General features: G+C 45.7%; 14 protein-coding genes. 3 read left to right on the top strand and 11 right to left on the bottom strand.

The window, feature by feature from the left end; genetic code table 11:
• Positions 1-23: 23 nt before the first annotated feature.
• Complete coding sequence (locus L3C95_RS31710) at positions 24-1,070, bottom strand: YbhN family protein (protein ID WP_236394653.1); 1,047 nt, start codon at positions 1,068-1,070, stop codon at positions 24-26.
• Positions 1,071-1,342: 272 nt separating this feature from the next.
• On the opposite strand from L3C95_RS31710, the gene L3C95_RS31705 reads away from it, so the two are divergent.
• Positions 1,343-3,070 carry a GMC oxidoreductase gene (locus L3C95_RS31705; protein ID WP_236394651.1) on the top strand — a complete coding sequence of 576 codons (1,728 nt, stop codon included), beginning with the start codon at positions 1,343-1,345 and terminating at the stop codon, positions 3,068-3,070.
• A gap of 55 nt (positions 3,071-3,125) precedes the next feature.
• On the opposite strand, the gene L3C95_RS31700 is transcribed toward L3C95_RS31705, so the two are convergent.
• The 10 genes from L3C95_RS31700 to L3C95_RS31655 form a co-directional block, all read right to left on the bottom strand.
• Positions 3,126-4,481 (bottom strand): TolC family protein, encoded by a 1,356-nt coding sequence (locus L3C95_RS31700; protein ID WP_236394649.1) that lies wholly within the window; start codon positions 4,479-4,481, stop codon positions 3,126-3,128.
• A gap of 128 nt (positions 4,482-4,609) precedes the next feature.
• Positions 4,610-7,657, bottom strand: a complete 3,048-nt coding sequence (locus L3C95_RS31695; protein ID WP_236394647.1) for an efflux RND transporter permease subunit — start codon at positions 7,655-7,657, stop codon at positions 4,610-4,612.
• The gene (locus L3C95_RS31690) at positions 7,654-10,854 is read right to left on the bottom strand and encodes an efflux RND transporter permease subunit (protein ID WP_236394645.1); all 3,201 of its coding nucleotides are present in this window, start codon (positions 10,852-10,854) and stop codon (positions 7,654-7,656) included. Before L3C95_RS31690 ends, L3C95_RS31695 begins: the two co-directional genes overlap by 4 nt.
• A 15-nt stretch (positions 10,855-10,869) precedes the next feature.
• Positions 10,870-12,042: an efflux RND transporter periplasmic adaptor subunit gene (locus tag L3C95_RS31685; RefSeq protein ID WP_236394643.1), complete on the bottom strand. Its 1,173-nt coding sequence runs from the start codon at positions 12,040-12,042 to the stop codon at positions 10,870-10,872.
• 6 nt (positions 12,043-12,048) lie between these two features.
• Positions 12,049-13,224 (bottom strand): 6-bladed beta-propeller, encoded by a 1,176-nt coding sequence (locus tag L3C95_RS31680; protein WP_236394641.1) that lies wholly within the window; start codon positions 13,222-13,224, stop codon positions 12,049-12,051.
• A gap of 10 nt (positions 13,225-13,234) precedes the next feature.
• Positions 13,235-13,846: a hypothetical protein gene (locus L3C95_RS31675; RefSeq protein WP_236394640.1), complete on the bottom strand. Its 612-nt coding sequence runs from the start codon at positions 13,844-13,846 to the stop codon at positions 13,235-13,237.
• Positions 13,843-14,985 (bottom strand): 6-bladed beta-propeller, encoded by a 1,143-nt coding sequence (locus tag L3C95_RS31670; protein WP_236394638.1) that lies wholly within the window; start codon positions 14,983-14,985, stop codon positions 13,843-13,845. Before L3C95_RS31670 ends, L3C95_RS31675 begins: the two co-directional genes overlap by 4 nt.
• 196 nt (positions 14,986-15,181) lie before the next feature.
• Positions 15,182-15,604 carry a hypothetical protein gene (locus tag L3C95_RS31665; RefSeq protein WP_236394635.1) on the bottom strand — a complete coding sequence of 141 codons (423 nt, stop codon included), beginning with the start codon at positions 15,602-15,604 and terminating at the stop codon, positions 15,182-15,184.
• 103 nt (positions 15,605-15,707) lie between these two features.
• A complete protein-coding gene (locus tag L3C95_RS31660) occupies positions 15,708-16,961 on the bottom strand; it encodes a hypothetical protein (protein ID WP_236394633.1) in 1,254 nt (417 codons plus the stop codon).
• Positions 16,962-17,049: 88 nt separating this feature from the next.
• Positions 17,050-18,552 carry a hypothetical protein gene (locus L3C95_RS31655; protein WP_236394631.1) on the bottom strand — a complete coding sequence of 501 codons (1,503 nt, stop codon included), beginning with the start codon at positions 18,550-18,552 and terminating at the stop codon, positions 17,050-17,052.
• 715 nt (positions 18,553-19,267) lie between these two features.
• On the opposite strand from L3C95_RS31655, the gene L3C95_RS31650 reads away from it, so the two are divergent.
• Both L3C95_RS31650 and L3C95_RS31645 read left to right on the top strand, forming a co-directional pair.
• The gene (locus L3C95_RS31650; protein ID WP_236394629.1) at positions 19,268-21,592 is read left to right on the top strand and encodes an outer membrane beta-barrel family protein; all 2,325 of its coding nucleotides are present in this window, start codon (positions 19,268-19,270) and stop codon (positions 21,590-21,592) included.
• A gap of 781 nt (positions 21,593-22,373) precedes the next feature.
• The gene (locus tag L3C95_RS31645) at positions 22,374-25,499 is read left to right on the top strand and encodes a SusC/RagA family TonB-linked outer membrane protein (protein ID WP_236394627.1); all 3,126 of its coding nucleotides are present in this window, start codon (positions 22,374-22,376) and stop codon (positions 25,497-25,499) included.
• Positions 25,500-25,516 lie beyond the last annotated feature (17 nt).

The following is a 25,516-nucleotide window of genomic DNA, read 5'->3' as shown; positions in this document are numbered from 1 at the left end:
GAACAATCATTAAGACAAGGCACTCAGGCTGCCTTAAGCCAGCTTCTGTATAGCAAAAACCCAACAGGCATTGGTAACCAGAACGATAATAGCCTGTAAAGCAATGTGACCACAACGCTGGAGGCCAGCGGTAGTCCCAGGCTGGTAAAGAAGAACGTCATACCGCTTTCATACAATACAAGCGCCCCGGGCGATACAGGTAGCGTAGAGACGATCTTGGTACATATAAAACACAACAACACACTAAACATAGAGACAGGAACACCCACTCCCTGAAACAAGGCCAATAAAGTTAATGCATCGACAGCAATGACAAGCAACTGGGCGAGAAAAGCATAGAACAGATTCATTTTATTACCTTTCAAAAATGCGGATAGCCGTACTTCATCTTCTCCCAGCTGCCGTTGCTGCATGCTTCTACTGAATCTTTCAAGACGTTTTCTTACAAGCTTTACCTTGGCAAGTCTCCTGTAAATAACGGCAAGAAATTTCTTTCTGCCGGCAAATACCGTGGCACTGCCAATTACCAGGTAAACCAGGATGCCCGCCAGCAGAACGCCCTCGAATACATAAGTTATCTTGCTGTGAAAGAGACTGGTCACAAGAAGCGATACTATCAGTAGTTCGAGTGTAACATAAAACGTTAGTAGTTCCACTACTATCAGCGTAATCACTTTTGTTGCCGCTATATTGAATCGTGCCAAAAAACCGAATATGTACGCTTTCCCGCTGATACCGGCACTTGGTACAACCTGGTCGAAGAACAGGGAGATAACAGAAGCTTTAATAAGTGCACCCACACCAGGCAGATTTTCCTGCTTAAAAGCCTTTAACAGGAAAAAGTAAACCATTGCATTGAAGAAATAGGTCATGATCTGCAGGAAGATAGCCAGCGATAACCAGTAACTATGTACTGTCTCAAGGAGTTTTAATTCTTTCCGGATTTCCGGGAAGTAATAAACAATCAGAATGAGCAGCAACATGAAAATAGCAAACGACCACCACCAATACGCAGTGCGCATTTTTCCCCTGCCCGGAAGAGATTTCGCATTGTTATTTTCAGCTGACATGTAACAACCAGTTTAGACCGCCGCTTGAAATGTTGCCCGCTTACCGGAAAGATGTCGATGAGAGCTGCAACGTTCGGTTATCAGCCTCAAAAGTAATGCCCGGGTAAAGCTCATACCCTAAGTTTGGTTTAGGTTGGTAATCCGTGCCTACGCATGTAAACGCCTGTGTAAATAATAACCTCTCATCTGTCTAAAATCCTTAAATTTATTCGCATCCAACTAAATCCATAAGGGAAGAGTTTGTATCAACTTAAAACAAGCAGATCCACGTTATGTCCGCTAAGTCATTGTTCATTAATACAAAAGGTACACAACAAAACACCTTCGACGCTATCGTCATCGGCTCCGGTATCAGCGGAGGATGGGCCGCCAAAGAGCTCTGCGACCATGGCCTCAAAACACTGGTGCTGGAAAGAGGAAGAAATGTAGAGCATAATAAAGACTATCCCACAGCCACTATGGCTCCCTGGGAATTTAAGCACCGCGGACAGCTGTCCAGGGAATTTCTCCAGGAAAATCCGCTGATCAGCAAGGCTGCCGGTTTTGCGGAAGACACCGCTCATTTCTTTATCAAAGACAAAGACCATCCCTACATCCAGGAAAAGCCCTTCGACTGGATACGGGGCTACCAGGTAGGCGGAAAATCCCTGACCTGGGGCCGAGCCTGCCAGCGCTGGAGTAACTTCGAATTTACCGCCCCAGAACGTTATGGCTATGGTATCGGATGGCCTGTTAACTATGAGACAATATCCCCCTGGTATTCGCACGTCGAAAAGTTCATAGGAGTATGCGGTACCCGCGACGGTATAGAAGCGATGCCCGACGGAGAATTCATGCCGCCATTTGAGCTGAACTGCGTTGAAGCAGAGATCCAGCGAAAGATCCAGGCAAACTACAAGGATCGCCACCTTGTACATGCACGATGGGCACAACTTACAGCCCCGCAGGATATCCATCTGCAGCAGGGTAGGACCGCATGCCAGGCCAGGAGCTTATGCATGCGGGGTTGCCCCTTCGGCGGTTATTTCAGCTCCGTTTCCTCCACGCTTCCCTGGGCGAAGAAAACAGGTCACCTTACTATACGACCCTTTTCCGTCGTTCATTCTATTATCTACGACGAACAAAAAGGGAAGGCTACCGGCGTCCGGGTCATCGACGCGAATACAAAAGAAGTAACCGACTTCTTCGCCCGCATCATATTCGTAAACGCCTCAGCCCTGAATACGAACCTGGTTTTACTGAATTCTACCAGCAACCGCTTTCCCAACGGACTTGGAAACGACAATGGCTTGCTGGGCAAATATGTAGCATTTCATAATTACCGTGCATCCGTAAGCGCTGAAATGGATGGCCTGGAAGACAAATATTATTATGGCCGCAACCCTACAGAACCAATTATCGCCAACTACCGTAACCTGCATCAGCAAGACACCGACTATGTTGGTGGCTTCACCACATTTATGGGCGCTTATCGTCCGCGTACCAACGGAGATCTCTTAGAGAATAGTATCGGCGCCAACTATAAAGAAGCATTGACCGAACCTGGTGGCTGGCGCACTTATATGTATATGCAGGGCGAGACCATCCCTAAAGAAGCCAACCATGTAAGACTAAGCCCGGATAAGAAAGATCAATGGGGTATACCCTTGTTGATCATGTCGGTAGATTATGATGATAACGATGAAAGAATGATCAAAGATTTTCTGACCCAGAGCGCAGAAATGCTGGAAAAGGCTGGCTGCAAAAAGATCGAACAACACGACAATCATCAGGCCCCCGGGCTGGACATTCACGAAATGGGAGGCTGCAGAATGGGTAAAGATGCCCGTAGCTCCCTGTTGAATGAATGGAATCAGCTGCATCAATGCAAAAACGTATTTGTGACCGATGGTGCGGCCATGACAAGCACCGGCAATCAAAGCCCGTCCCTGTTGTACATGGCGCTTACTGCCAGAGCGGCCAGCCATGCCGTTGATGAAATGAAAAAGGGGAATATATAATTGAAGTACCGGCAAAAGTAGCTGCAGCTGCCGGCTTTTCATCCATAGAACGCCGTTACCTGCTCTTATTGATCACATACTTCAGTTCCCCCTTCTTTTCAAAGTCATACAAGGTCAGCTTACGTATGGTGAAATACAGCTGCCAGTATACCTTCAGGACTTCATAATATGCAGTAACCGCACGCTCCCTGTTAGCACGGGCAATGTTAAGATCATTGAGCGTAATAGATCCCCGGAGAAATCTTTGTTGCTCCAGAGCATAATTCTCTTCGGATATTTCGCGGCTTTCCCTCGCCACATCCAGTTGCTGCGGTAGCAGACTCCAACGGGATACCTGGAGTGCAATTTCCTGTTCCAGTTCTACCTGTTCCTGCTCTATCTGATGCTCCACGAGGCTGAGGTCAGCTTCAGCGCGGCGTCTCCTGGTGCTGGCATTGCCCCAGTCGAGAATGGGCATACTGAATCCGATAGACAAGTTCTGCTGGTTTTCCATTCTGTCAAATAGCTTCGGAAGATTTGGAGCCGTATTAGACAATCCGAAATTGGCGGCGATCCTGAACTGTACCTTGTTGGCCGCCGTCACTTCCGCTACATGCTGTTCCGCCTCCAGCCGGTTAAGTCTGAATTTCAACACCTCCTGACTATTGTTCTTCGCCCGCTCAAGGGCTTCCGGAAATCCCACCATAAAAAAGGAGGCTTCCTCCGGTAAGCTGATCATCCAGTTCACTTCCGGATCGAGGTTCAGATAACGTACCAGCTCCTGCCTGGCGAGAAAGAGGTTTACACTGTCCTGTGTCAGTGCTTTCTGTGCTTCCAGCACGTTCAGCCTTAATTGCAGCAACTCACTCTGGCCAACTGTTCCCAGCTTGAAACGCTCTTTGGCTATTTGCAATAAAGTATCTGAACTGGCAAGGTTCTTCGCCGTTAATTCCTTTTGCGTTTGCGCCAGCAGTAAATTGAAAAACTTATCTATGGTCGACAGACCGATATCTTCCATATCAGAAACAAACTTCCGGTCTGCTAGTTCAAACCGGAGCGGCTCCGTCTTTTTTAGCCACTTGTATTGATTATACCCCAGTGTATTCTGCGTGTAGGCCAGAGAAACCGGTACGGAGGAATAACTGACCGAACTGTTTGTGCCAAATACGTCAATACGGTTTAACCTATATCCCAGTGATAACATCCCGCCCGTAGCAGTAATGTTCTGCTGGAGGCTCAGATACACTGAACTATAAGCCTGGTTCTGACCAACAAAGCTATCCTCGCCATTTGACAAAGTGATCTTATTAATGCTACGCGAATAATTAGGCACCGTACCTTCCAGGTAAAGCGCCGGCTTCCGGGAGATCTGATAACTGCGGTAAGTCCATTGACTGCTCTGATGACTATTGAGGGCAATCTTGTAAGACAAAGACTGCCTTTGCGCCATAAGAACAGCCTCCTGAAGATTTATCGATCGTTGCGCAACAGTCAAGGGAACGTACGCAGACGCCATCAAAAGCAGGAGCAGCATTTTTCTGCAAGTACAGGTCATAGTCTTCATAAGGTTTTATCAGTTTCCTGCCGACGGTAGATCAGCCAGTAAAGAAGTGGAACGAAGAACAAACTCACCAGCAACCCCAAGGTCATACCCCCCAGTAGTGTTAACGATAACGGCTTTTGTAGTTCCGATCCGAGGTCCCGCATAAAGAGTGTGGGTAGCAGCGCCCCGACAGTAGACAGGCTGATCATGACCATCGGTTTAAGACGGCGAAGGCCTCCCAGGTGAATCGCTTCTATGAGCGGCACGCCCTGCCGCCGGTAACTGTTAATGGCATCTATCTTAAGGATGCTGTCATTAATAACAAGTCCGCTCATGATCACAATACCGATCATGGACATCAGGTTGAGAGAACTACCCGCTGCATACAGAAAAATGAATGCACCCAATATTGCGACAGGCAGTTCTGCCAGAATGAACAACGGCTGTAACAGCGACTCAAACTGCACGGACAGTATAAAATACAACAGCACAACGGAGATCAGCAGTATGAAAGACATCTGCCGGATCAGCGCCTGATTATCGAAATAACTTCCGGCAAGCGTGATCGAAAACTCCCGGTTGTGCTTCACCACCTTATCTTCCAGTTTTTTTAACACATTTTCGGCGTTGGCCACTTCAAGCCGGATAGGATAGTATTCTCCCTGTTTTCCCGCAGTGATCAACCGGTAGTCCTCATCAAGTGAAGAGGTGACAAAAGTGGACAAGGGATATAACTGGTCCTTTTTTCCCTTGACCATGGTCTGTATGAGTAACTCCTGCAGACTGGGATATTCCCTGGCGGTAATGACAATAGGCACGAGTTCTTTCGCGCCTTGAAAATTGTCTACATAAAGCGGTTTCAGGGCATTACTGAGCGTATTGTTAAGATCCGGAAGACTCACTCCATACAGGCTTGCCAGCTCCGTATTGGTTCGCAATACGAGTCTTTGCTGGTGGGCAATGGGAGCAATAGGTATGCCCGGTAATAAATAGCCCAGCTGGCGGCGGAACGCTTCGCTGCGTCTGACCGGTGGCATGGTACGGGAATCCTTTTCACTTATTTCCAGTATCAGCGGTGGCCGTCTGTCGGCAAATACTGCATCAAATGCATTTTCTGACGGGTGTTGCTCCACCAGGGCCTCAGGATAACGCCTGGCTGCCTGCTGAGGTAGTTTTTCGGTCAATAGCGGCAGGTATTCACTCTTTTTGAGGTCTATGTATATTCTGGCCTGATTAGCACCCATTTCACGCATTCCTGACAGCAGATACTGTTGTACCCCCGTCCAGACACTATAACGCTGAATATAGGGTTTAAATGGCCGTAATAAGCTATCTATACGCGCATTGGAAGTGACGGGGTCAGTATAACCATTCCAGTCTATTTCCACATCCAGTTCCTGTCGGCTGATGGGCGGAAGTCGTTCCTTTTTTATCTGTACGAAACAAAATGTACCGGCCAGCATCACTGTAAGCACCAGCACTAGAGTTGAAGTGGTATGCCTGAACACCCAGTGTATGCCTTTTTCATACCACCCCGTTACATTCACCAGTGCAGGTATCTGGTACTTTTCTTCCTGGTGGAATGGCCTCAGCCTGTGTATCAGCAGAAACAGGGGCGGAAGCAACAACACAGACACCAGCATCGAAGCAATGATGCCAATTGTGATTGACAAAGCCTGGTCGAAAAAGATAGCTCCCGCCAGTCCGCTCAGGAACAGCAAAGGCACAAATACAGCGCAGTTGGTTAGCACAGAAGATATCAGGGGAATGATAATTTCGTTCGGACCAGTCACACTCGCCTCCTCCAGTGATTTGCCCTGTTGACGGTGCAACGTAATAGTGTCAATCACCACAATGGAATTGTCAATGATCATCCCCAACCCAAGTATCAATCCCCCAAGAGAGATCACATTGAATGATATGCCAAAGAGATAGAACCCCAGCTGACTAAGCACCAGCGATACAGGGATCGTAATTGCCACGAGTATGGCTGCCCCCGGTTTACGGATGAAGACCATCATGCAGATAAATGCCAGGGTACCACCCAGCACCAGGTCCTGGCGAAGATTGCCAATGGAATAGTTCAGCAATGCCGTCTGGTCCTGGCTTACCCTGAACTGCAACTCCGGATAGTCTTGCCTGAACTGAGCCACCAATCGCCGGAAGGATTGTTGAAGGTCCTCCATTCTGGCGGCCGATTGTTTGATAACAGCCATATCAATGGCCCTGTGGCCGTCTGTATAAAAAGCGCCGGTAGCCGGTGCGTTGTTCAGGCTGACGTCCGACAGTTCACCGAGGGAGAAAATACGTCCATTGACCTGCAGGGGTATCTGCCTGATATCATCCAGATCCTGCAGATCAGCAACGAATTTCAGGTAGTAACGATAATGACCATCCCTCACCATTACATTCCCTAAACTGATCCGGTTCTCCCGGAATACATTGAGCAGATTACCTGGAGTCAGTCCCAGGGTCCGCAAATACTCTTCCCGCGGCTGCAACTGGACTTGCGGCGCGGTATAACCTGTGATGTCCACCATAGAGATCTCGGGCGACTGCTCCAATCTCCTCCGCACGATCTCGCGGACGAAACTGCTGATGTCTGCAAGCCGCTGCGGACTTTCATTCCCCGATTTGTCGTAAACCTGCAAATGAAACACCGGAATGTCAGATACACTAACGCGGGTAACAAGCGGACGCGCAGTGCCCGGAGGCAAACGGTTCATCAGCATATCAACCTTTTCATTTACCGCAATGAAAGCCATGGACATGTCCGTTCCATGAGTGAAAATAAGTTGAACGTCTCCGCTGCCTTCACCGGAAGCACTTTCAATGCCGTCCAGGGAGTTGAGTTGCCGCATAGCATCCCGCACAGGTGACGTAATGTTTTGTTCAATTTCCCTCGCTGACTGATCAGGGACTTGTATACGTATATTGATCTGCGGAATATCAGTATCAGGCAGGAGGGAAGTAGGTACCATACTACCGGCAACAATACCCAACAATACCAGGGCAAAAAAACTGATCAGTACTGCAATAGGTCTTTTCGTCAGAAATGCTATCATGACTGTACCCTCCTTTCTTTATAATGTCTTTTCATGTGTTGTTTATCTTTCGGGATCAGGCACAATGGCAGGAAAACAAAAGCGCCAAGCACCGAAAACAGGAGTCCGCCTATCGTGCCCGCCGAAAGTGTAAACCAGAATCCCTGTTCCTGTCCGTTCAGCATGAAGGGTAGTAGGCTAAGCACGGCTGACGCTGTCGTGATCAGGATAGGCATCGCTTTGGCGTGTATCGCCCTGTTATACAGATATACAGCCTTGTTCCCCTTATACCGGGTTCCTCCCCTGATGAAGTTGAGATCATTAATGATGTACAATGCAGTATTTGTTACCAATGCACTTACCATCAGCAGCGATGCATAAGCCCCCTGGTCCATCCCCAGGTCCAGCAGATAGAGAACCAGGAACACACCGGTAAATGAAAATGGAATGATCAGGATCACTGCCAGTGGCTGTACGAGAGATTCCAGCAGCACTGCACAGATGATGTATATGACCAGTAATACTAGGGGAATAAGCCAGAAATGATGGTCGGTATCATTAGTGAACCACAATCCACCTCTCGCCCGTCCGAGAATGTTATACCCAAAGGGCAATATCTTTTCATAATGATCTATCAGCCGCTCCCGTATCAGTTTGTTGAGCTCATAACTGCCGGTAAACCTGTAATGAATGTGCAGTATATATGCCTGATTTACCCTGACAATATCTTCGGATGTTTTGACGCGCTTTATCTCTCCGATATCATTCATGCGTAACATAACTGAGTCGTTCACCTGCGATGGATTGTGCAGGATGCTCCAGACAGGAGGGGGCATATCAGGATTGTTCTCAAATGTAACATCCAATGTCTGGTGTGGGCCCGCAGGCATGTGGCCGGCATGCTCAGATGCTTCTGCAAGTCCCTGCAGGCTCCTGCCAATATCACCACGGCCAATTTTGTATAAGCTGAGATACCGCGGGTCATTCAGTTGCACATAATATTCCGGCACCGGCTCAAAAGCATAACGGTCCCGCGTGCTGATCACCACATTGCTGATGCGCGGATTTTTAAGCAGCGTATCCTGTATCTTTCCAGCGAGCATTTTTAACTGCTGGTAGTTATATCCTGCTATACTGATATCCGCATCAAACTGATCGAGATCTACCGCATTGCTAAAACCTCTGCCAACACCATATATCTGGAAATCGGCTGCGCCTTCTTCAATCGCTTTGTTTTCGAGGATGTCTTTGAGCCGGTAAGGGAACCCCTTCTCATACCTGGGCTGAAAAGACACCTGTATACTGGCATCCGTGGCACTGTTTACATGTGCCTCCACTTGCTTCAGCTTGGCTCCGTACAGGCCAAGCAGTTCTTCAAAATGTCGTACCACCAGGTCCATTTGCCGGAGTGTTGCGCCTTTAGGCATACTGATAGTAAGGCTCAGACGCGGATGCACCGGCTCTTCTTCGATGTAGTCCTTTTTCCCGGAGCTTGTTTTAAAAAGATAAAGACTACCGCCCAGGTAACGGTTCAATGGGGCGCGCAATGCCTGGTTATAAAATTCACTTCCTATAGTCCGATTGTAAATACTGGCCCACCATCCTTCTTTTTTGATTTCTTTGGGCAGGAGGAATAATGGTAGTCCGAACCCCAGTATAAAGAGGATAACAAACGCAAAACGAAAACGCAACATGAACTGCAGCTGCAGTTTATACAGACCAGAAAGACGCCCCAACAGGCGTTTCCTGCCTAGCTTCCCTTGTGTTGCTCTGGTCACGGGAAACCGGTCCAGCATAGCCGGAATAAAGAACCAGGCGATTGGTAGTGACACCAGCAGATTAACAATAATAGACAGCGCAAAATCCAGCAGCAGGATGCGCTGTTGCTCCTGAAGAAAGAAGATGACTGATAAAGCACCTATAGCAGTCGCCGTAGAGGCCAGAATGGCGGCAAAAATACGGTTACGTCCTGTATGACGCAGATCCTCAACAATGACGATGGCATTGTCAATAACCAGTCCTAATGATAAAGTAATACCCGCAAGGGAATACAGATGTATCTCTATACCTAAGAAATAATACAGAATGAAAGACAGGAGTACGTTGGCAATTAAAGCGCTGATCACGATCAACAGATATCTCAGCTGCCGGGTGATAAGCAGCACAAATGTCAGCAGGATAGCCACAGACAATGCCGTACGGATATATACCTTGTTTAGCTCTTGCCGGATGTATTCGGTATTGTCATAACCCAGCGAAACCTCAAATCCACGCGGCAATTTCTTACTGATCCTCTCCATACATTGGCGCACCCTGGCCGACAGATCCAGCGTGTTAATGTGTTCAGCAGGAAAAACGGCAATGCTTACCTGCTCTTTGCCATTCACCCGGTAATAGGAGCGTTGGGGAGCCGGCCGGCGCTCGATGTGGGCAATATCTCCCAGTCGCACTATCCGGCCTTCTTTCTCTGCAACAGGGAAGCGTAACAGCTGACTGGTATCTGTCAGGCTACGGTCTGCAAATACTGTTTTTTCGTCTTCCCCATTCCGGAATACACCCAGAAAGGCAGTGCTTAAACCAGCCTTGAGCGCATATTCCACCGAATTGAAGCTCAGTCCATAATCCCGCAGTATGGCCGAATTGGTCTGAATAGCGTATTGTGATGGTTGACGTCCATATACTTCTACCCGGTCTACGCCTTGCAGATCGGCGAGTAAGGGACGGATATGTTGCTCTGCCATATCTGCCACTGCATTGATGGTGCCGGGTCCGCGAATGGCGAAACTGATTATGCTGCTGCGTTGCCGCCTGTTGTCCGGCTTGTTGAGCGTTACAATGGGATAGGAGGCGCCTTCAGGTAAGCGCTCATACAGCCTGCGCATCAGCACAGAGGCCTCAAAGCGGAAGATCTCCGGGTCAGTCCATTTATCCAGCTCCACCTGTATGTGGCAGATCCCGGTCCCGGAAGTAGACCGCAGACTGGCAAGCCCCTTAAGACCAGCCAGCGTGCTTTCTATGGGAGTGCTTATTTCCAGGTCAACCACTTCAGCAGAGGCGCCGGGCAGATAACACTCCACACTCACGGACCCATAATTACGGCTGGGCGATAACTGGATACGCTGTAAAGGAATGGTAGCGGCTCCGATCAGCATGCAGAGCACAAATACCAGTATGGTACTGAAGGACGGGAAAGATGTTGTAAAGCGCTTTTCCTGCATAGGTCTCTTACGTCTTTATTGCCCTTTGGCGCCGTGAATTATTTTGTCATGTGCCAGGTTAAAGTTGCCTTCATAAATCACTTTGTCGCCCGATTTCAATCCTTTACTGATAGCATACTGACTACTGTTCTCCCCACTGATCTCAACATAGTTCCATTGTGCCAGACTATCCACAAGCGTGAAAACCACTTTCCGGTGCTGACGGTCCAGCACGGCCTCCTTAGGAACAACCAGTTGCCCGCTCAGCTGCTCCTGAACATGTACCCGTACGTTCATACCATCAAGCAACGCGCTGTTGCCACCTTCAGATAACAAGGCCTTTACTTCTATCATGCCTGCGCCATCAACCAGTGGATTGATACTTTGCACCCGGGCATTAACGCCACTCTCCCCACGCTGACTGAAGGGCCTGATCGTCACAAGACCCGACCTCCGGATGAATGACAACTCCTGCTCCAGCACTTTAAAGCTGACCTCCATGCGGCGATCATCGATTAATGAACAGATGAACTCATAACTGTTGCTATTGTTAAACGGCATCGCCTTGAGGTTGGCAATGATGCCCGAAAAGGGCGCCACCAGTTTCGTTTCTTTCAGCTCATTCTCCGCTTGACGAAGAGTAAGTATAGCCCTGCCAAGTCCACTCCTGAGCCTTGCTACTGATTTGGTATCAGCTGATAAACGGGCCGTGTCACTTATTTTATAACCGGACCGCAGCAGCTGGTCCTCATAGTCCAATACCGCCTGTTCATAACTGAGCCGGGCCGCATTGAAGGATGCCATCGCACTTTCTTCATCAAGCCTTGCCAACAGCTGACCAACCTGCACATGTTGGCCCTCATGCACCAGTACTTCCTTTATGATCCCGGAAGTCCTGAACTTCAGATCCGCCTTGCGGGTCGAACTTAACTTGCCGTTGGCCAGCAACTCTTTGCTGAACTTTGTTTCCTGCAACACCATATACCTGATGTTTTCGTCTACGGTTGAAATGCCCATGAGAACAGAATCAAGCCCCGGTTCGCCCGTGCCATTGCCGCTGGTTTGATTGCAGGAAGAACCGAACAGGTACAGGATGATCAGACAGGCAGGCAGCGTGTTCAGATGCACCTTACCCTTTGACGTTCTTCCGGGTCTGTCAGCGATAATGTTGTCCGGCCTGGAATATCGTGCACTAAAAGAGAATAACATGGTCATTTATTTAAACCTGAAAGACACCAATACCTTATCGTAGTTCTTCAATCCCTCAAGCGCTTTGAAGTCACTGAGCTTCTCCTTATTCCTGATGATCTCTTCACCGTATACTACCGTCAGAAAGTTCTTTGAGTCCTTTGCAAAAAGAGGGTTGTATAATGTCATCCCCAGATTACTAAGGCCCAGTCCGAAATATGAAACACCTAAAGACTTGCCGGACGCTTTATCACAAACCGATGAATAGCGATGTTGACCAAGGATATACTCCATGATGCAGTATCTGTCAGATTCAATAAAGTAATTCATCGCAGGCACAGGATGGAATTTCGCCTCTTTTATTATGGAACTCACATCCAGCGCATTCTTCGTGGTGAGATTGAATTGCTGATATTTTAGTCGGTACTTAGGTGTTAAACCTGTGTCGGAAACAGTATAAATAACCGGGAACAGGGGATCAAAAAAGCGCAATTCTCCGGCCGATTGGTAAAACTGCCGGTCATTTACCGGAAGTACAATAACCAGTGAGGTATCCAGCGGCCACCATGACCTGGTTTTGTTGAAATGCTTTAATACATAGAACCTGCTGGCATCCGCTTTACCAGCATTTGTGACAAAGTTGTTGTAAAGTACATAGGCAGAATCGCTCAAAGGATAGAACAAGGAATGAGGATAGGATTTTAACTGCTCATGCACACGGAGAAAATTTCCGTCTGATGAAAACGAGTAAAGATTATTCTTCAGGTCCAGTATCTCGATATGGCTATTGTAAGGATTATTTCTTATGTCGGCTATCTTTAGGTCAAATCCTATGAGCTGGTTCAGATCTAATTCCTTTTTCAATTTTCCGTCATAGCTGAATATTACAAGTGTGTTTAAGCGCTTATTTAAAAATATTACCCCATCATCACTTGTAAACCTGCATTCCAGCTCGCTGATAAATGCACTGTCTCTGCTGTTCTCCAGCGACGTGAATTTTAAAGACCCGGGCTCGACCAGTGAATCTATATCCAGCAGGCGGTCAATTTTACCATCTCTGATTTGTAGTAAAGAACCGTCTGTGTCGCCACTCTGATGACTGCTGTTGCAGCCGGGGATTGCCAAAATAATTATAAAGTAGAGCGCCAGCAACACATATAAACGATGGACGTTATTGCTCCTGATGCTATTTCTAATGAGCATGGTAACCGTTTTATTTTTGAGCATTGAAAAGTGGTTTTATTCTATCCAGGTAGGCGATAGTTCTTTCTCTGTCTTCTTTTACCGGCAGGAAGAAGTCATGGGCCAATCCATCTTTATCTGCTACGAATAAATAGGGATATCCCAACGCATCAGCATGCAGAAATGAATTGGTGGCTGGGTATTTGAAAATGGGAAACCTGATAGTATTCAGTCGTACGAAGGTGCGCAGATAAGCTTCTGATCTGAAATCTGCCAGCACGATCACGCGGTTTGAGTCAATAGCTTTGCTCGCGTCCAATACCGAAAAAATGCTCTCTACACAGGTTTCACAGTTTATTTCCGAAAACCTGACGACCAGGTAGCGATCTGCCGGAAATGAAAAATGGGCCTGATCATTTATGTTGACGAGCGGCAGGCTGTCCAGCGACAGATGCTTACCCTCGTCCCCTTCCATTTCTTTATCAAATATCTTTTCAGTATTGATCAGCTCCTTTTTCATAGCTGCCATCTGTAAATTTTCGGGATGACTTTTCTTTCCCGTTACTGAAAGAAGTGTGATACTGGTTATTAACAGTAAGACAATAATGCCCCAGAAGCCTTTGCTCTTGAATACTTTTTTCATATCGTCTTAAATCTTATAAATACGGGATTACTAAGCGCAGAAACGGTCAGCTTATTAAACCGGTCCTGTAACGGAGATAAATTTTGAACTTTGCTCAGATGCTCTTTTACACGCATCAGATCATCGGGATAAACAATTGAACCCAGGAAAGTTCCATCCTGAAATAATGAATATAGTTCGAGATCAAGCTCTTTGATCTTGTAATTGAAGACAGCCGTACCTAAAGATTTTGAGTCAGCTTTATTGTAAATGGTGAAACGTTTCATTTCATCCACCAGGTAAGTGATGAAAATAAAATTGTTGGTCTCATTAACCCTATTGAGCATCGGGAGTTTTTTGTCAAATACTTCTTTTATTAATGAGGGGTCATCAGGATCCGTAAAAGATGGATTAGCTGTTTTGAATACAAGGTGGTATTCGGGAACCAATGAGTCAGCATCTATGTTGTAGATGACAGGAAATATGGATTCAAAGAAATGTACTTTGTTGTTAAATACATAAAAGGGGTTAATAGACGTAACAGGAACAGCTGTTTCCTTATCGAAATACAAATTCCGGTACGCAATATTCTTTCCCTTAAAAACACCAAATCTGAAGTTATTCTGATAGACTTCCTCTACAGGTGAAAAGCCATTGTAACCGGCATATAGGTTGCTGTCGAGAGGAAGAGAAAAAGCGATGTGATATTTTCGCTGAAAACTGTATCCTTCAAATTTGAGCTCGCCCGAGTGAATGTCAAATTTGCGGGTCTTAACAGCCATATCAAGAACCTCAACGGTATTGTTAAATGGATTGTAAAAAACATCCAGTGGTTTGAGGTATTCATGAGGGCCTTTACCATAGCTTCCGATCTTTCGGATCAGGTTACCGTTAAAGTCAAACAGGTAAATCGCCTTTGTCGAGCTATCGAATATGAGGATGCCTTCGGGGGTAGAAACACACTTGCCGATCATACCAAGCATATTGTCCTTATCTTCCTTGAACGTATATATTTCTAACGATTGTGTGTCTATTATTTGATCAAGGAAAAGATGATCGGCCAGTTGCTTGTCTTCTATCGGAATAGTCTTTGCCTTTTTAAAGTCAATGTTGTTCTTTTTTCTGGGTTCCTTAATATTACAGCCTGTTAAAATTAACATAAGGGTCATGCAAAAGAAGAGGCTGGAGGTAGTCAAAGTATTTGTTCTTAACATAGTGAATGGTATCGTTGGTATATTTTATTGAGAAACTGAACCTGCTCTTAATCTGTTAACAGCATTTTTCGTGGAAATGCTGTTTGAATACGATAACGTGAAAGGCATTCTCCGGAGGAGAATAGCCTTTCACAGTACTTAATTAAAACTGACCGCAGTCTCTGTGTGAACAGAATCCAAAATAACCCGGACAGTTCCTTTCCTTAGCCTGTCTTACGCCGGAAGTCGTAGAAATATAGTTATAAGAGGTTCCTCCACCGACTGAAGCGGAACCAATATAAGATATGCCGGAAATGTTGGCTGAAAGCTGGTAGCTAAAGGTTAATGTTTGTCCCATCGAGTATGTCATGTCATACTTGTCAGCGCATGAAGTATAGGTTTCCTCGCCTAAAAGTCCGCTCTGTGACATGTCTGATTCGCTGGAGGAACCTGACTCACTCGATGAGTAATCCCTGGCATATACATCTGCAGCTTTATAGCCTGTCAATGCATATTGTACATTCAAGGTCAGTACTACCAATAGAACAATGGCTGCGATCAATTTGAAATTGATATGTTTTTTCATAGTTGTAAATACATTTAAAGGTTATTATTTGTGAGAATACTGAGTGCTTATCTCCGTCCTATGGAGATCTTGAGCCTGTTGGCATAAATGGGAGTTTATGGTGTTAGGAATGAATGCTGTTCTTTAAAACAGTGCTGTTCCGCCAGTCTGAAGTACGGGTATAGGAATAAACAGACAGGAATAAGCAATAAAGTACAATGATCCTTATAGCGATCGCTCTTTGTTTGAACTTAGCCAGGTAATATGAAATGGGAAAGAGAACACCAATAGCAGACATATAGGCATACCTGTCCGCAACTATTGCGACACGCGCCATTGGTATCAGGTGGATACAGGTTATCAGGTGAAGCACAAAGAAACAGATGCCGAAGTAGATGTAATTGACAGTGAAGTTCCTGATCAGGTAAATAACAATAATGATCAATGCCACAGGGTACACATAGAACCGGATGGGGACGGGCTGGTTTGGATCATTCGGAAAAGGGTAGAGGTGGTGTATTCTTAGTGGAAAGAGGATCTTTGTAAAGTATTCGGTTAATGCGTAGCAGGCAAATATCAGGCGCTGAAATAAGGTGTATCCTTTCTGATCTATCAATAATCCCTGCCCAAAATAAGCCTGGGAATAGATGGTAAGTATGCCAAATAAAAAGGCAAGCACCAGAAAGGGAACCTTCTCGAGTAGAACCTTCCCTGACAGCGCATATTGCCGCCCTTTAACAAAGTAGTCAATAAAGAAAAATGCAACTGGTAACACCACTGCCTGTTCCTTAGCGCCAAAGGATAAGATAAAATAAACTATTGCCAGCAGATACTGTCGTGTTCTTCTGGTCGACATATAGTCGATATAAGAAAGTAAGGCCAGCAGGTAGAAGAGCGAATAGATCAATATTTTAGAGGCCGAAAGCCAGGAGACTGGCTCTACTACAATGGGATGAATACTGAAAAGCAAGGTAGTCAGGAAACTTGTTTTCGCGCAAAAGACGCTATCATGTCCACAGGCTTTCATCAGCTTTTCAATAAACAGGTACACGAGCACCGTATTGCACAGATGTACCAGCAAGCTGCAGAAATGAAAGAGTACAGGATCATATCCATTTAGTGCATACATCGCCGAATAGAAGAACTGATTTACAGGCGAATATTGCCCGTGATAGAAGTCAAACAGGATATGTTTGATATTGGCGGGAGACAACCCATTCTCTGTATATTGATTAACCACTACCCATTGATCATCCCAGGCATCCTGAAAATCCAGGTTATATATTGGAATATAGACGATCGTACAAATGCACAGAATAACAAATACAGCGAACTTCCTGTTGTAAAGAAGAGAAACTGGTGCAGTCAGGGAAAACATATACTGGCGCTATTTATGGTTATCAAAAAGGTACTGTCTTAAAGGGGTGTCTGGCACAGTATGGGGAACCAGACAGGGGGAAAGATGGTCACAGGGAATATAATAGAATGACCGCCCGTTTGTTAAACCCCACATATTCGTTTAAAACCGGCAACTCAAAGCCTGGTATAGATTGCTTAATCAGCGTCATCTCTATCTTCTTGTAATGCATTAAAGCCTCAACGATCTCTTTCTCATACTCCTGTATGGCCAGCAGATAGTGGCCATCATGGCGGGAATCGGACACTCCGTATTTGGTGAGGTCTTCAATGGACTTAAAAACAACATTTTCGTTCCTGTAGAAATGTTCCTGTAGAAAAGACCATGGCTGGTATGGATTTGCTCCAGGAGAAAAATACATTACAACAGGCGCTGTTTTAGCTTTCGAATCGATATAGTTTGTCAGATATTTTTGTCCGGTTCCTGCAGGTTTCAGTATGGTGAAAGCCAGCGCTGATGCGTTGATCAATGCCAGAAAGGCGAGTGTACCAGCTATTGTAAGCCGGTATTGTCTAGTATAAGGCTTGAGATAAAGGGAATAGAGGTCCTCAATCATTAACAGAACTATGCAGGGTACCGTCCAGACCAGGGGAAATAAAAAGCGGATCTCTTTATGAGGAATGATCGCATGGATCAGGATAAAAGGTCCTACACACCATATTAAAGGATTTGCCGGCTTCATAATAATAAGCCATATGATACTGGCGAATATCAGCAAGCCGAAAGGCACAATAGTATGTAACAGGATGTAACTTAACAATGTACTCCAGGAAGACACACCATATTTAGATGCAGTATCTTCAATAATGTTTGTTCTGAAGTAGTTAACAAACGTCAGGGTCGGCTTATGATAGAACAGGTAATCCAGCAGGAATCCCGCAAGTATCATAGCGATTATCGCACCCATCACTATAAGCATATACCTGGGAGGGTCCTTTTTTATGATGAGCATCCACATAATAAGTGATGCTGCCACTATGCCACATTGAAAACGAAACAGGAAACAAGCGCCAAGTAGAGTCCCTATAACCAGGTATTGTCCCCTTGTAGTCTTATTGCCGAGGGCTAATGCCAATGCCACGGTAAAGAGAAGTCCTGACCAGGTTTCTGAAGAGAACCTTACGCCCACCATTGGGATAAACCAGAGGAAATAACTGCAGTAGTAGTAAAGTGTTTTTGAAATGTGCCCGAATTGAAAGTAAGCGTATGTTCTCTTTGCAAAGAAACCGGTTACCAATATCGCGCATGCTGCCGTAAGGAGGCGTAATGAAAAAGCAAGTTGATAAGGATCATTTATCCCTATCAGGAACATCAGCTTAAAATAGACAAAGCATAGCCAGGGTTGTATTGTTGGCCTGATGGCCTGTGTATATTCCCATGCCATGTCTGCTGGCTTGTTCCAGCCTAACTTTAAACCTGCAAATTCTATTATCTGGTAATGCTCATCGGGGTGATAGTAGCCGATGTTAAAATAGGCGGCCATGCCATATACTATTATCGCGAGTGGCCATAAGAGGGTCATACCGGATGTGGGTTTTAACGATAGCGTCATGTCTTGATAACGGTTTAGGTATATGAGGATCCTTTTATGCAATACTACGCATAGCACACTGTGCGCAGCGTACAGCACATAGTAAATAGAGCACAGGGCATTGCGCTTTACAGTATTGATTAGATCTGCTTAGTCATTGGGAATAGTATTATTAATGTGTCATTTGTTAACTTGAATTAAATAGTGCTCCTGTCTGTGCTATGTAGCCAGATGAAAAATGTGCTGAACAAATTTAAAATTGCAGGTACCTGCATAGGAAGTACCGTCTCTCCGGGAACCATTTCACGTAAGCATATGCGTATCCAAAGAGCTTAGCAGTAAGCTATGCTCAATGCATACAAAAATCATTTCTGGTATCCCGCTTGCCTGGAATTTAGAGACTCTTGACCTGAGATCGCTGCTACGATGCCGTATCTTCAACCGACCTGACCATTGGCGTGGAAATAATCATAATGGTAATTGGCAAATCTGTCTTTACTGGTCCGTTCTTAGGATATAGGCTCTAGGCATCGTCAACAAACTGAATAGTATATCATTTTCACGGAGTCTAACAATTGAAACACTTGCTACTTTCGTTTCAAACAGAGAACATTTTATTGGGTAATATTGAAATTTCGTAGTGAATATATGAAATTTTGGATAAAAAAAATATTATCTGGCGAAAACAGTATACATTTAAGAAAGAACCTGTTTTCATCATTAACCCATCCTGAGTATGAAATGTAGCCTGATATTCCTGTTCTCTCTGTTTATGGTAACCGTTGCCCGGTCCCAGACTAAATACACCATCGCAGGTAAGGTGATGGACGAGAAGAACAACACCATTCCTGCAGGAAGTGTATATCTCTTATCCGGCAAGGATTCATCTATAGTAAAATATACATTGCTGGCAGATGGCCGGTTTACATTTGATCCCATCGCAGCAGGGGAGTACATTGTAAGGATCTCCGCAATGGGGTATAATGATGATATAAGAAGGATGCGGGTAACAGGTGATATAAATCTTCAGATAGGAATGAAAGCCAGTGCGACCGCCTTAAATGAGGTTACCGTATCTGCACAGAAAAAGGACTTCTCTTTCAGCAATGGTGATGTTAAAATAAACATCGCTGGTTCTGTTTTTGCTTCTATTCCCAATTCGGTTGACATGCTCTCGAAGCTACCCATGATCCAGGTAAGCCCTAATGGAGAATCAATAAGCGTGATCGGAAGAGGAAATGCACTGATTTACATCGATCGGCAGAAGGCGACGGTCAACGATCTGTCAACACTTTCCGCGAATGATATACAGGACGTCCAGATTATCAGGAACCCGCCGGTAAAGTATGAGGCGGAAGGCAGGGCCCTTATCCTTATCACAAGGAAAAGAGATAAACGGGACGGCATACAGGTGGAATTACAGGAAACCGCATCATTCAAACGCCGGTACAGTAATTACAGCGGTATGAACCTGAATTTTAAAAAGAAGAAGTGGGAGCTGGTCAACGCCCTGAAGTTTAACTATGTCCGGGTATGGGAAAGCAATGAATACGATTTCCGCATAAAGAACCAGGATATTCAAACTGGCTATTCCCTGATCAGTACAATCGACAGGCCGGAATATATTTTAAATTCCGGTGTGCACTACCAGATCAATACCGACGACTATATATCCCTGAACGTTAACACAAAATACCAGGACGTTTCATTTCCCATTTACACCAACTCTGTTCTCACGACACCAGCTGAGCAGGATCATGTTTTTACGACCAACAAAAGCACCTATCCAAAAAGATACTACACAGCCAGTCTGAACTATGAGAAGAAACTAAAAAGGGTTGCCGCAGACCTTTTCCTGGGTGCACAGTATGCTGGATATGGGGAACATTTTGTAACAAATATTTTCAATAATTACAACAATACCGAAAGCGTCTATACAGAACACCGTGATCAGAAATATCGTGTCAGCGTTTTCGGTAGCAGAGCCGACTTCTCAAAGTCTTTTAAGAATAACCTGGAACTGGAAGCAGGAGGTAATATATCCACCGCAAGCGCTAACGCCATCCTCAATATAGATGACATTCCTTCCTCATCGCACAGTTCTTCCGACTACCTGTACGATGAGGCAAATGCGGCAGCATATACACAGCTTGGCGGCAAGCTAAAGAAACTACCTTTCACCATTGGAGCAAGGGCAGAATACACCAATGTTAAAGGGGGCTACAGAAACAGCGAGACAGCCACTGTCAGGAAAAAGTACTGGCAGATATTTCCCAAAGCATCTCTGAATATTCCATTAAAGAATGAAAAGAACCTCTCCCTGAATTATGCCAGAAGTATTACAAGGCCGGGCTATCTCAGTCTGAGCCAGGTATCTAACTATATCAACCCTTATTTTGTATGGGCAAGTAATATCAACATAGACCCTACTACTTCCAACGATATCTCGGCAACCTTTCAATGGAAGAACCGGTCGGCTACCATCAGCAGGTACAAAAGGAATAATCCGATATATCCCTCATTTGTATATAATCCTGCAGCAACCCTCTTAACACGTACAGACATCAATTACAATGGTGAAACAGGCTTTATGGCGGATGTATTGGTACCTTTCCAGTATAAAAAATGGACCTCAACAAACCAGCTATTTATCATAGCAAACAAAATATCCGATGCGGCGGCAGTAGTGGGTAAGACTAAACCGTATCTGTACTTCTACTCAAATAATCAGTTTAAGCTACCCAAGAATGTGACCTTCTCTCTTTCCGGATGGGCACTGACGAAGAGGTCTGAGGGTGTCTTTGAACGAAACGCATTATTTCAGGTGGATACTTCCGTCACAAAGACTTTTGCCTCTCGGATCGACTGTACAATAAGCTGGAATGATATTTTCAGATCCTTGAAAGCTAAAGAAGAATTTACGCTAAACGACATTAACTCCCGCGGACTCTATTACGAAAACGTAAAGGAGTTTTCCATCGCCGTAAGATATTCCTTCGGCACCACCAGAGAATCGAAATACAGGAATAAGAACGTCGACGGGAATCTTAACAGGCTTTAGCCTCTTAACAGACTTCAAATAACGTCAACCACCTATATCGGCTTATCCTGGAAAAGGTGGTCGCTATAAGCGCAATCGTTCGCCCGGAAGCAGCGGCGGTTCCAGGTGGAGATCACTGGCCTAAGTTGTTTGAAGTATGCCCCACACGCCCCACCAGGGATTTAATAGATATTCCATCGCCCAATACGACCTCCGCTGCTCCATAGCAGGAAACTTCAAAGAACTCAGCCAGTGGTCCCACCTGGAACCGGAGCAATACCTCCACCGGGGGCCACGAGATAGCGTCATACTATACCCGACATTCGCTTTAACTCTATAGCTATAGGCGCTATAGTCCTGCGTTACGCCTGCTATTCTATAGCCAGGGCTATAGAACAGTGCCTATAACGCTATAGTAGAGAGCCTATAGGCTATAACCTTCACCGAATGTCAACACTATCTTAACCGAATATCAACCCATTAAAACTATTCCCGTAGCCCGCAGAGGCCTGGAAGACATTCGTTGAAACAAGCAACACCACCAGCCAAAATTTTACCAATCGTAAAAAATTAGCTTTGATTATTCCAAACTAACCCTATATTTGTTGAGTAGACCAGAATAGAACAAACCAATCAAAGTCTAAAGAATTTTACTGGAAATCAACGACTTAATGATTGCGTGAGCTCATTCCGGCGACAAGGGGACGAATTTTCGAAATGCAAATTCACGTTATTGGAGATTGTCAACTAGTAGTATACCTGTCATTAAAAGAATCTTTACAAACACTTTATGCTTCACGTTATGCATGTAAAAAATGCTTCCAAGAGGCTATGGTCGCTCCTATGCATCATAGCCATGCTGACCGGCTCAGTGTCCGTTTTTGCCCAGAGCGGCAGAATTTCCGGTAAAGTCACCGACACGAAAGGAGAACCGCTTCCGGGTGTTTCGGTGAAGCTCACCGGCACCAGGACCGGTACCGTTACAGACATCCAGGGCGCCTTCTCCCTGGCATCTGAAAGTAGCAAAGGCGCACTGGAATTCAGCTTTTTAGGTTTCGAAACGCAAACCGTACCCTTTACCAGCCTTACAGCGCTGAACGTCAAACTGCAACAGGCTACCGCTATCGTGGATGAAGTCGTGGTAGTAGGCGCCAGCATGAAAAAATCAGACCTCACGGGCTCCATTGCAACAGTCGATTCCAAAAAATTACTGGAAAGACCTGTTACCAACATTAACCAGGCATTACAGGGTAATGCTGCCGGTGTGTTCGTTAGCGCCGGTACGCGCCCCAGCGATGATGCCACTATCAGGATCCGTGGTCTGAACACCATTAATGCCGGTTCTTCCCCTATCTATGTAGTGGACGGTGTGATCATGGAAAACAACCAGGGCGGTTTTAACTCCGTGAACGTAAACGATGTCGCTTCCATACAGGTGCTCAAAGATGCATCTGCTACAGCGCTCTACGGTTCCCGCGGTGCCAACGGTGTAGTGGTGATCACTACGAAGAAAGGTCAGCGCAGGGGAGGAGATGGCCTGGTAACTTATGACGCCTGGTTCGGTACATCCGACTTCACCAGGATCCCTAAAACCATGAACGCACAGCAGCTGTTCGATCTGCGCATCGATGCTTATGCGAATGGTTACCTGAAAGATAATCCGAATGCTAACCGCCAGGATTATATCGATAACACCCTGATGAAGACCAATATCGCCTTCTCTAATCAGGAGTTCGATACTTACAATAAAAAGCAGAGTTACAACTGGCTGGATCAGGTAACCCGCACAGGCCTCCAGCAGAACCATGCCGTAAGCTTTTCCGGTGGCACAGACAGAGGCGTGTTCTACCTGAGTCTCGGTTATGCAGGTAACAAAGGCGTAGTAGAGAATACCAAACAGAATAAATATACCGGCCGTTTCAACGCAGAATACAACGTGAAGAAATGGTTGAAGGTAGGTACCAACACCGGCTTCACCCGTACCAATGACGTCATTCCTTCTGATGACGTATACGGCAAGGCGCTGAACGCCAATCCGCTGCTGGACTATGCACCTTACCGCGATCCTGCTACCCGCTTTACGTACGATTATCTGACTATCTACTACCGTTCCCACGGTGAGCAGAATAACAACGACTTCAACCCATTCAACTCTTTGTTGATGCAGCGCGACAGATCACGTAATCGTATCACCACTGCCAACTATATCAACATTAATCCGATAAAAGGCCTGGATTTCCGTTCCAGCTATTCAATGGACTATGGCTCACAGGACTGGTTTGAGTTCACGCCGCATAATATCCAGGAAGCTGTACGTCACTACAACGGTGACGCACGCGCTAAACATGAAAGATGGAGTGACACTTACTGGCAATGGGATAACACCCTGACTTACAATACCACTATCGCCAATGATCATAAAATCACTGCTTTAGTGGGTACCAGCTCCAGCAAGCGTTCTTCTAACTATACTAAGGCGCAGGGCGACCGCTTTGCCAGCGACGATCTGGGGTATTTTGACCTGGGTGGCGCTGCTGCTATCGAGAAATCAGTACTCGGCTCTGACTTCTATGCCTACTCCCTGATGTCCTTCATCGGTCGTGTAAACTATAGCTACAAAGACAGGTATCACTTAACTGCCACTGCCCGTTACGATGGTTCTTCCCGTTTTGCTGACGGACACCGCTGGGGCGTCTTCCCGTCTGTGTCTGCAGCATGGGATGTGACCAGGGAAGATTTTATGAAAGATGTCACTTTCTTCGACCAGTTGAAACTGCGTGTTGGATACGGCGTTGTAGGTAACCAGGATATCAGCAACTATGCATTCCAGACACTTTATGGTTCCAAGATTGATAATGGTAATGCCCTGATCGCCAATGACGGTCGTCGTGGTAACCCGAATATCACCTGGGAAAAACAGAAGCAGAGTAACATCGGTCTGAACATAGGCCTCTTTAAATCAAGATTGCTGTTCACTGCCGACTTCTTCGACATCAACAATGATAACCTCTTGCTGGACCGCTCCCTGGCTACTACCACCGGTTTTACCAAACAATGGGAGAATATCGGTCGCGTGAATAATAAGGGTATGGAGTTTTCTGTAACCGGCGAAGTTATCCAGAAGAAAGACTTCAACTGGACAGTGTCCGGTAATATCTCTTTCGACAGGAACAAGGTAACAAAACTCTATGGTAATGCTACCGAGATCTATAACATCGATCAGAACGTTATACAGCGTGAAAACAACATCTTCCTCGGCAGGTCCCTGCATACTGTTTACACGTTCGTTTCTGGTGGTATTGCACAGGAATCTAACCGCAGAGATTGGGATGGCATAAATTATAACGGTAAAACTGTAAATCCCGGTGATCTCTTTGCTAAAGACATCTCCGGTCCTGGCGGTAAACCTGATGGTATCGTAGACCAATATGACAGGACTGTCGTAGCTAAAACAGATCCTAAGTTCTATGGTGGTTTCTCTACTAACATGAACTACAAAGCATTCGGTCTGAGCGCTATGTTCACATACTCTTACGGTGCTAAGAAGATCAGCAGCTACTATGAAGGACTGATCAACAGCGTGGGCGAAAGTATGGCTACCGTTGACCTGCTGAACCGCTGGACACCTGAGAATACCAATACCGATATTCCACGTGTGATTGCAAATACAAGTTACAATCGCTTCGCTCCATCCGAGCTCGATTATTCTCTCCAGAATGCGTCTTTCCTGCGTCTGTCAGCACTCACACTGTCATACACCCTGCCAGGAAAAATGCTCAGCAACTGGAAACTGAATAACCTGCGCTTCTATGCAACCGGTTCTAACCTGTTCTGCATTACGAAGTATAAGGGTATGGATCCGGAGACCGGCGATTACGGTTATCCTCCGATAAAATCGTACGTATTTGGACTGAATGTAGGTTTTTAAACTTCAACTGTTAGATC

The organism is Chitinophaga filiformis, assembly GCF_021646545.1.
GTDB lineage: Bacteria > Bacteroidota > Bacteroidia > Chitinophagales > Chitinophagaceae > Chitinophaga > Chitinophaga filiformis_A.
This window is presented reverse-complemented; position numbering and strand designations above follow the sequence as displayed.

Excerpts from the sequence above, each read along its gene's own strand:
- L3C95_RS31710 (WP_236394653.1), bottom strand. The coding sequence starts at position 1,070 with ATGTCAGCTGAAAATAACAATGCGAAATCTCTTCCGGGCAGGGGAAAA.
- L3C95_RS31705 (WP_236394651.1), top strand. The coding sequence starts at position 1,343 with ATGTCCGCTAAGTCATTGTTCATTAATACAAAAGGTACACAACAAAAC.
- L3C95_RS31695 (WP_236394647.1), bottom strand. The coding sequence starts at position 7,657 with ATGATAGCATTTCTGACGAAAAGACCTATTGCAGTACTGATCAGTTTT.
- L3C95_RS31690 (WP_236394645.1), bottom strand. The coding sequence starts at position 10,854 with ATGCAGGAAAAGCGCTTTACAACATCTTTCCCGTCCTTCAGTACCATA.
- L3C95_RS31685 (WP_236394643.1), bottom strand. The coding sequence starts at position 12,042 with ATGTTATTCTCTTTTAGTGCACGATATTCCAGGCCGGACAACATTATC.
- L3C95_RS31680 (WP_236394641.1), bottom strand. The coding sequence starts at position 13,224 with ATGCTCATTAGAAATAGCATCAGGAGCAATAACGTCCATCGTTTATAT.
- L3C95_RS31675 (WP_236394640.1), bottom strand. The coding sequence starts at position 13,846 with ATGAAAAAAGTATTCAAGAGCAAAGGCTTCTGGGGCATTATTGTCTTA.
- L3C95_RS31670 (WP_236394638.1), bottom strand. The coding sequence starts at position 14,985 with ATGTTAATTTTAACAGGCTGTAATATTAAGGAACCCAGAAAAAAGAAC.
- L3C95_RS31665 (WP_236394635.1), bottom strand. The coding sequence starts at position 15,604 with ATGAAAAAACATATCAATTTCAAATTGATCGCAGCCATTGTTCTATTG.
- L3C95_RS31660 (WP_236394633.1), bottom strand. The coding sequence starts at position 16,961 with ATGTTTTCCCTGACTGCACCAGTTTCTCTTCTTTACAACAGGAAGTTC.
- L3C95_RS31655 (WP_236394631.1), bottom strand. The coding sequence starts at position 18,552 with ATGACGCTATCGTTAAAACCCACATCCGGTATGACCCTCTTATGGCCA.
- L3C95_RS31650 (WP_236394629.1), top strand. The coding sequence starts at position 19,268 with ATGAAATGTAGCCTGATATTCCTGTTCTCTCTGTTTATGGTAACCGTT.
- L3C95_RS31645 (WP_236394627.1), top strand. The coding sequence starts at position 22,374 with ATGCATGTAAAAAATGCTTCCAAGAGGCTATGGTCGCTCCTATGCATC.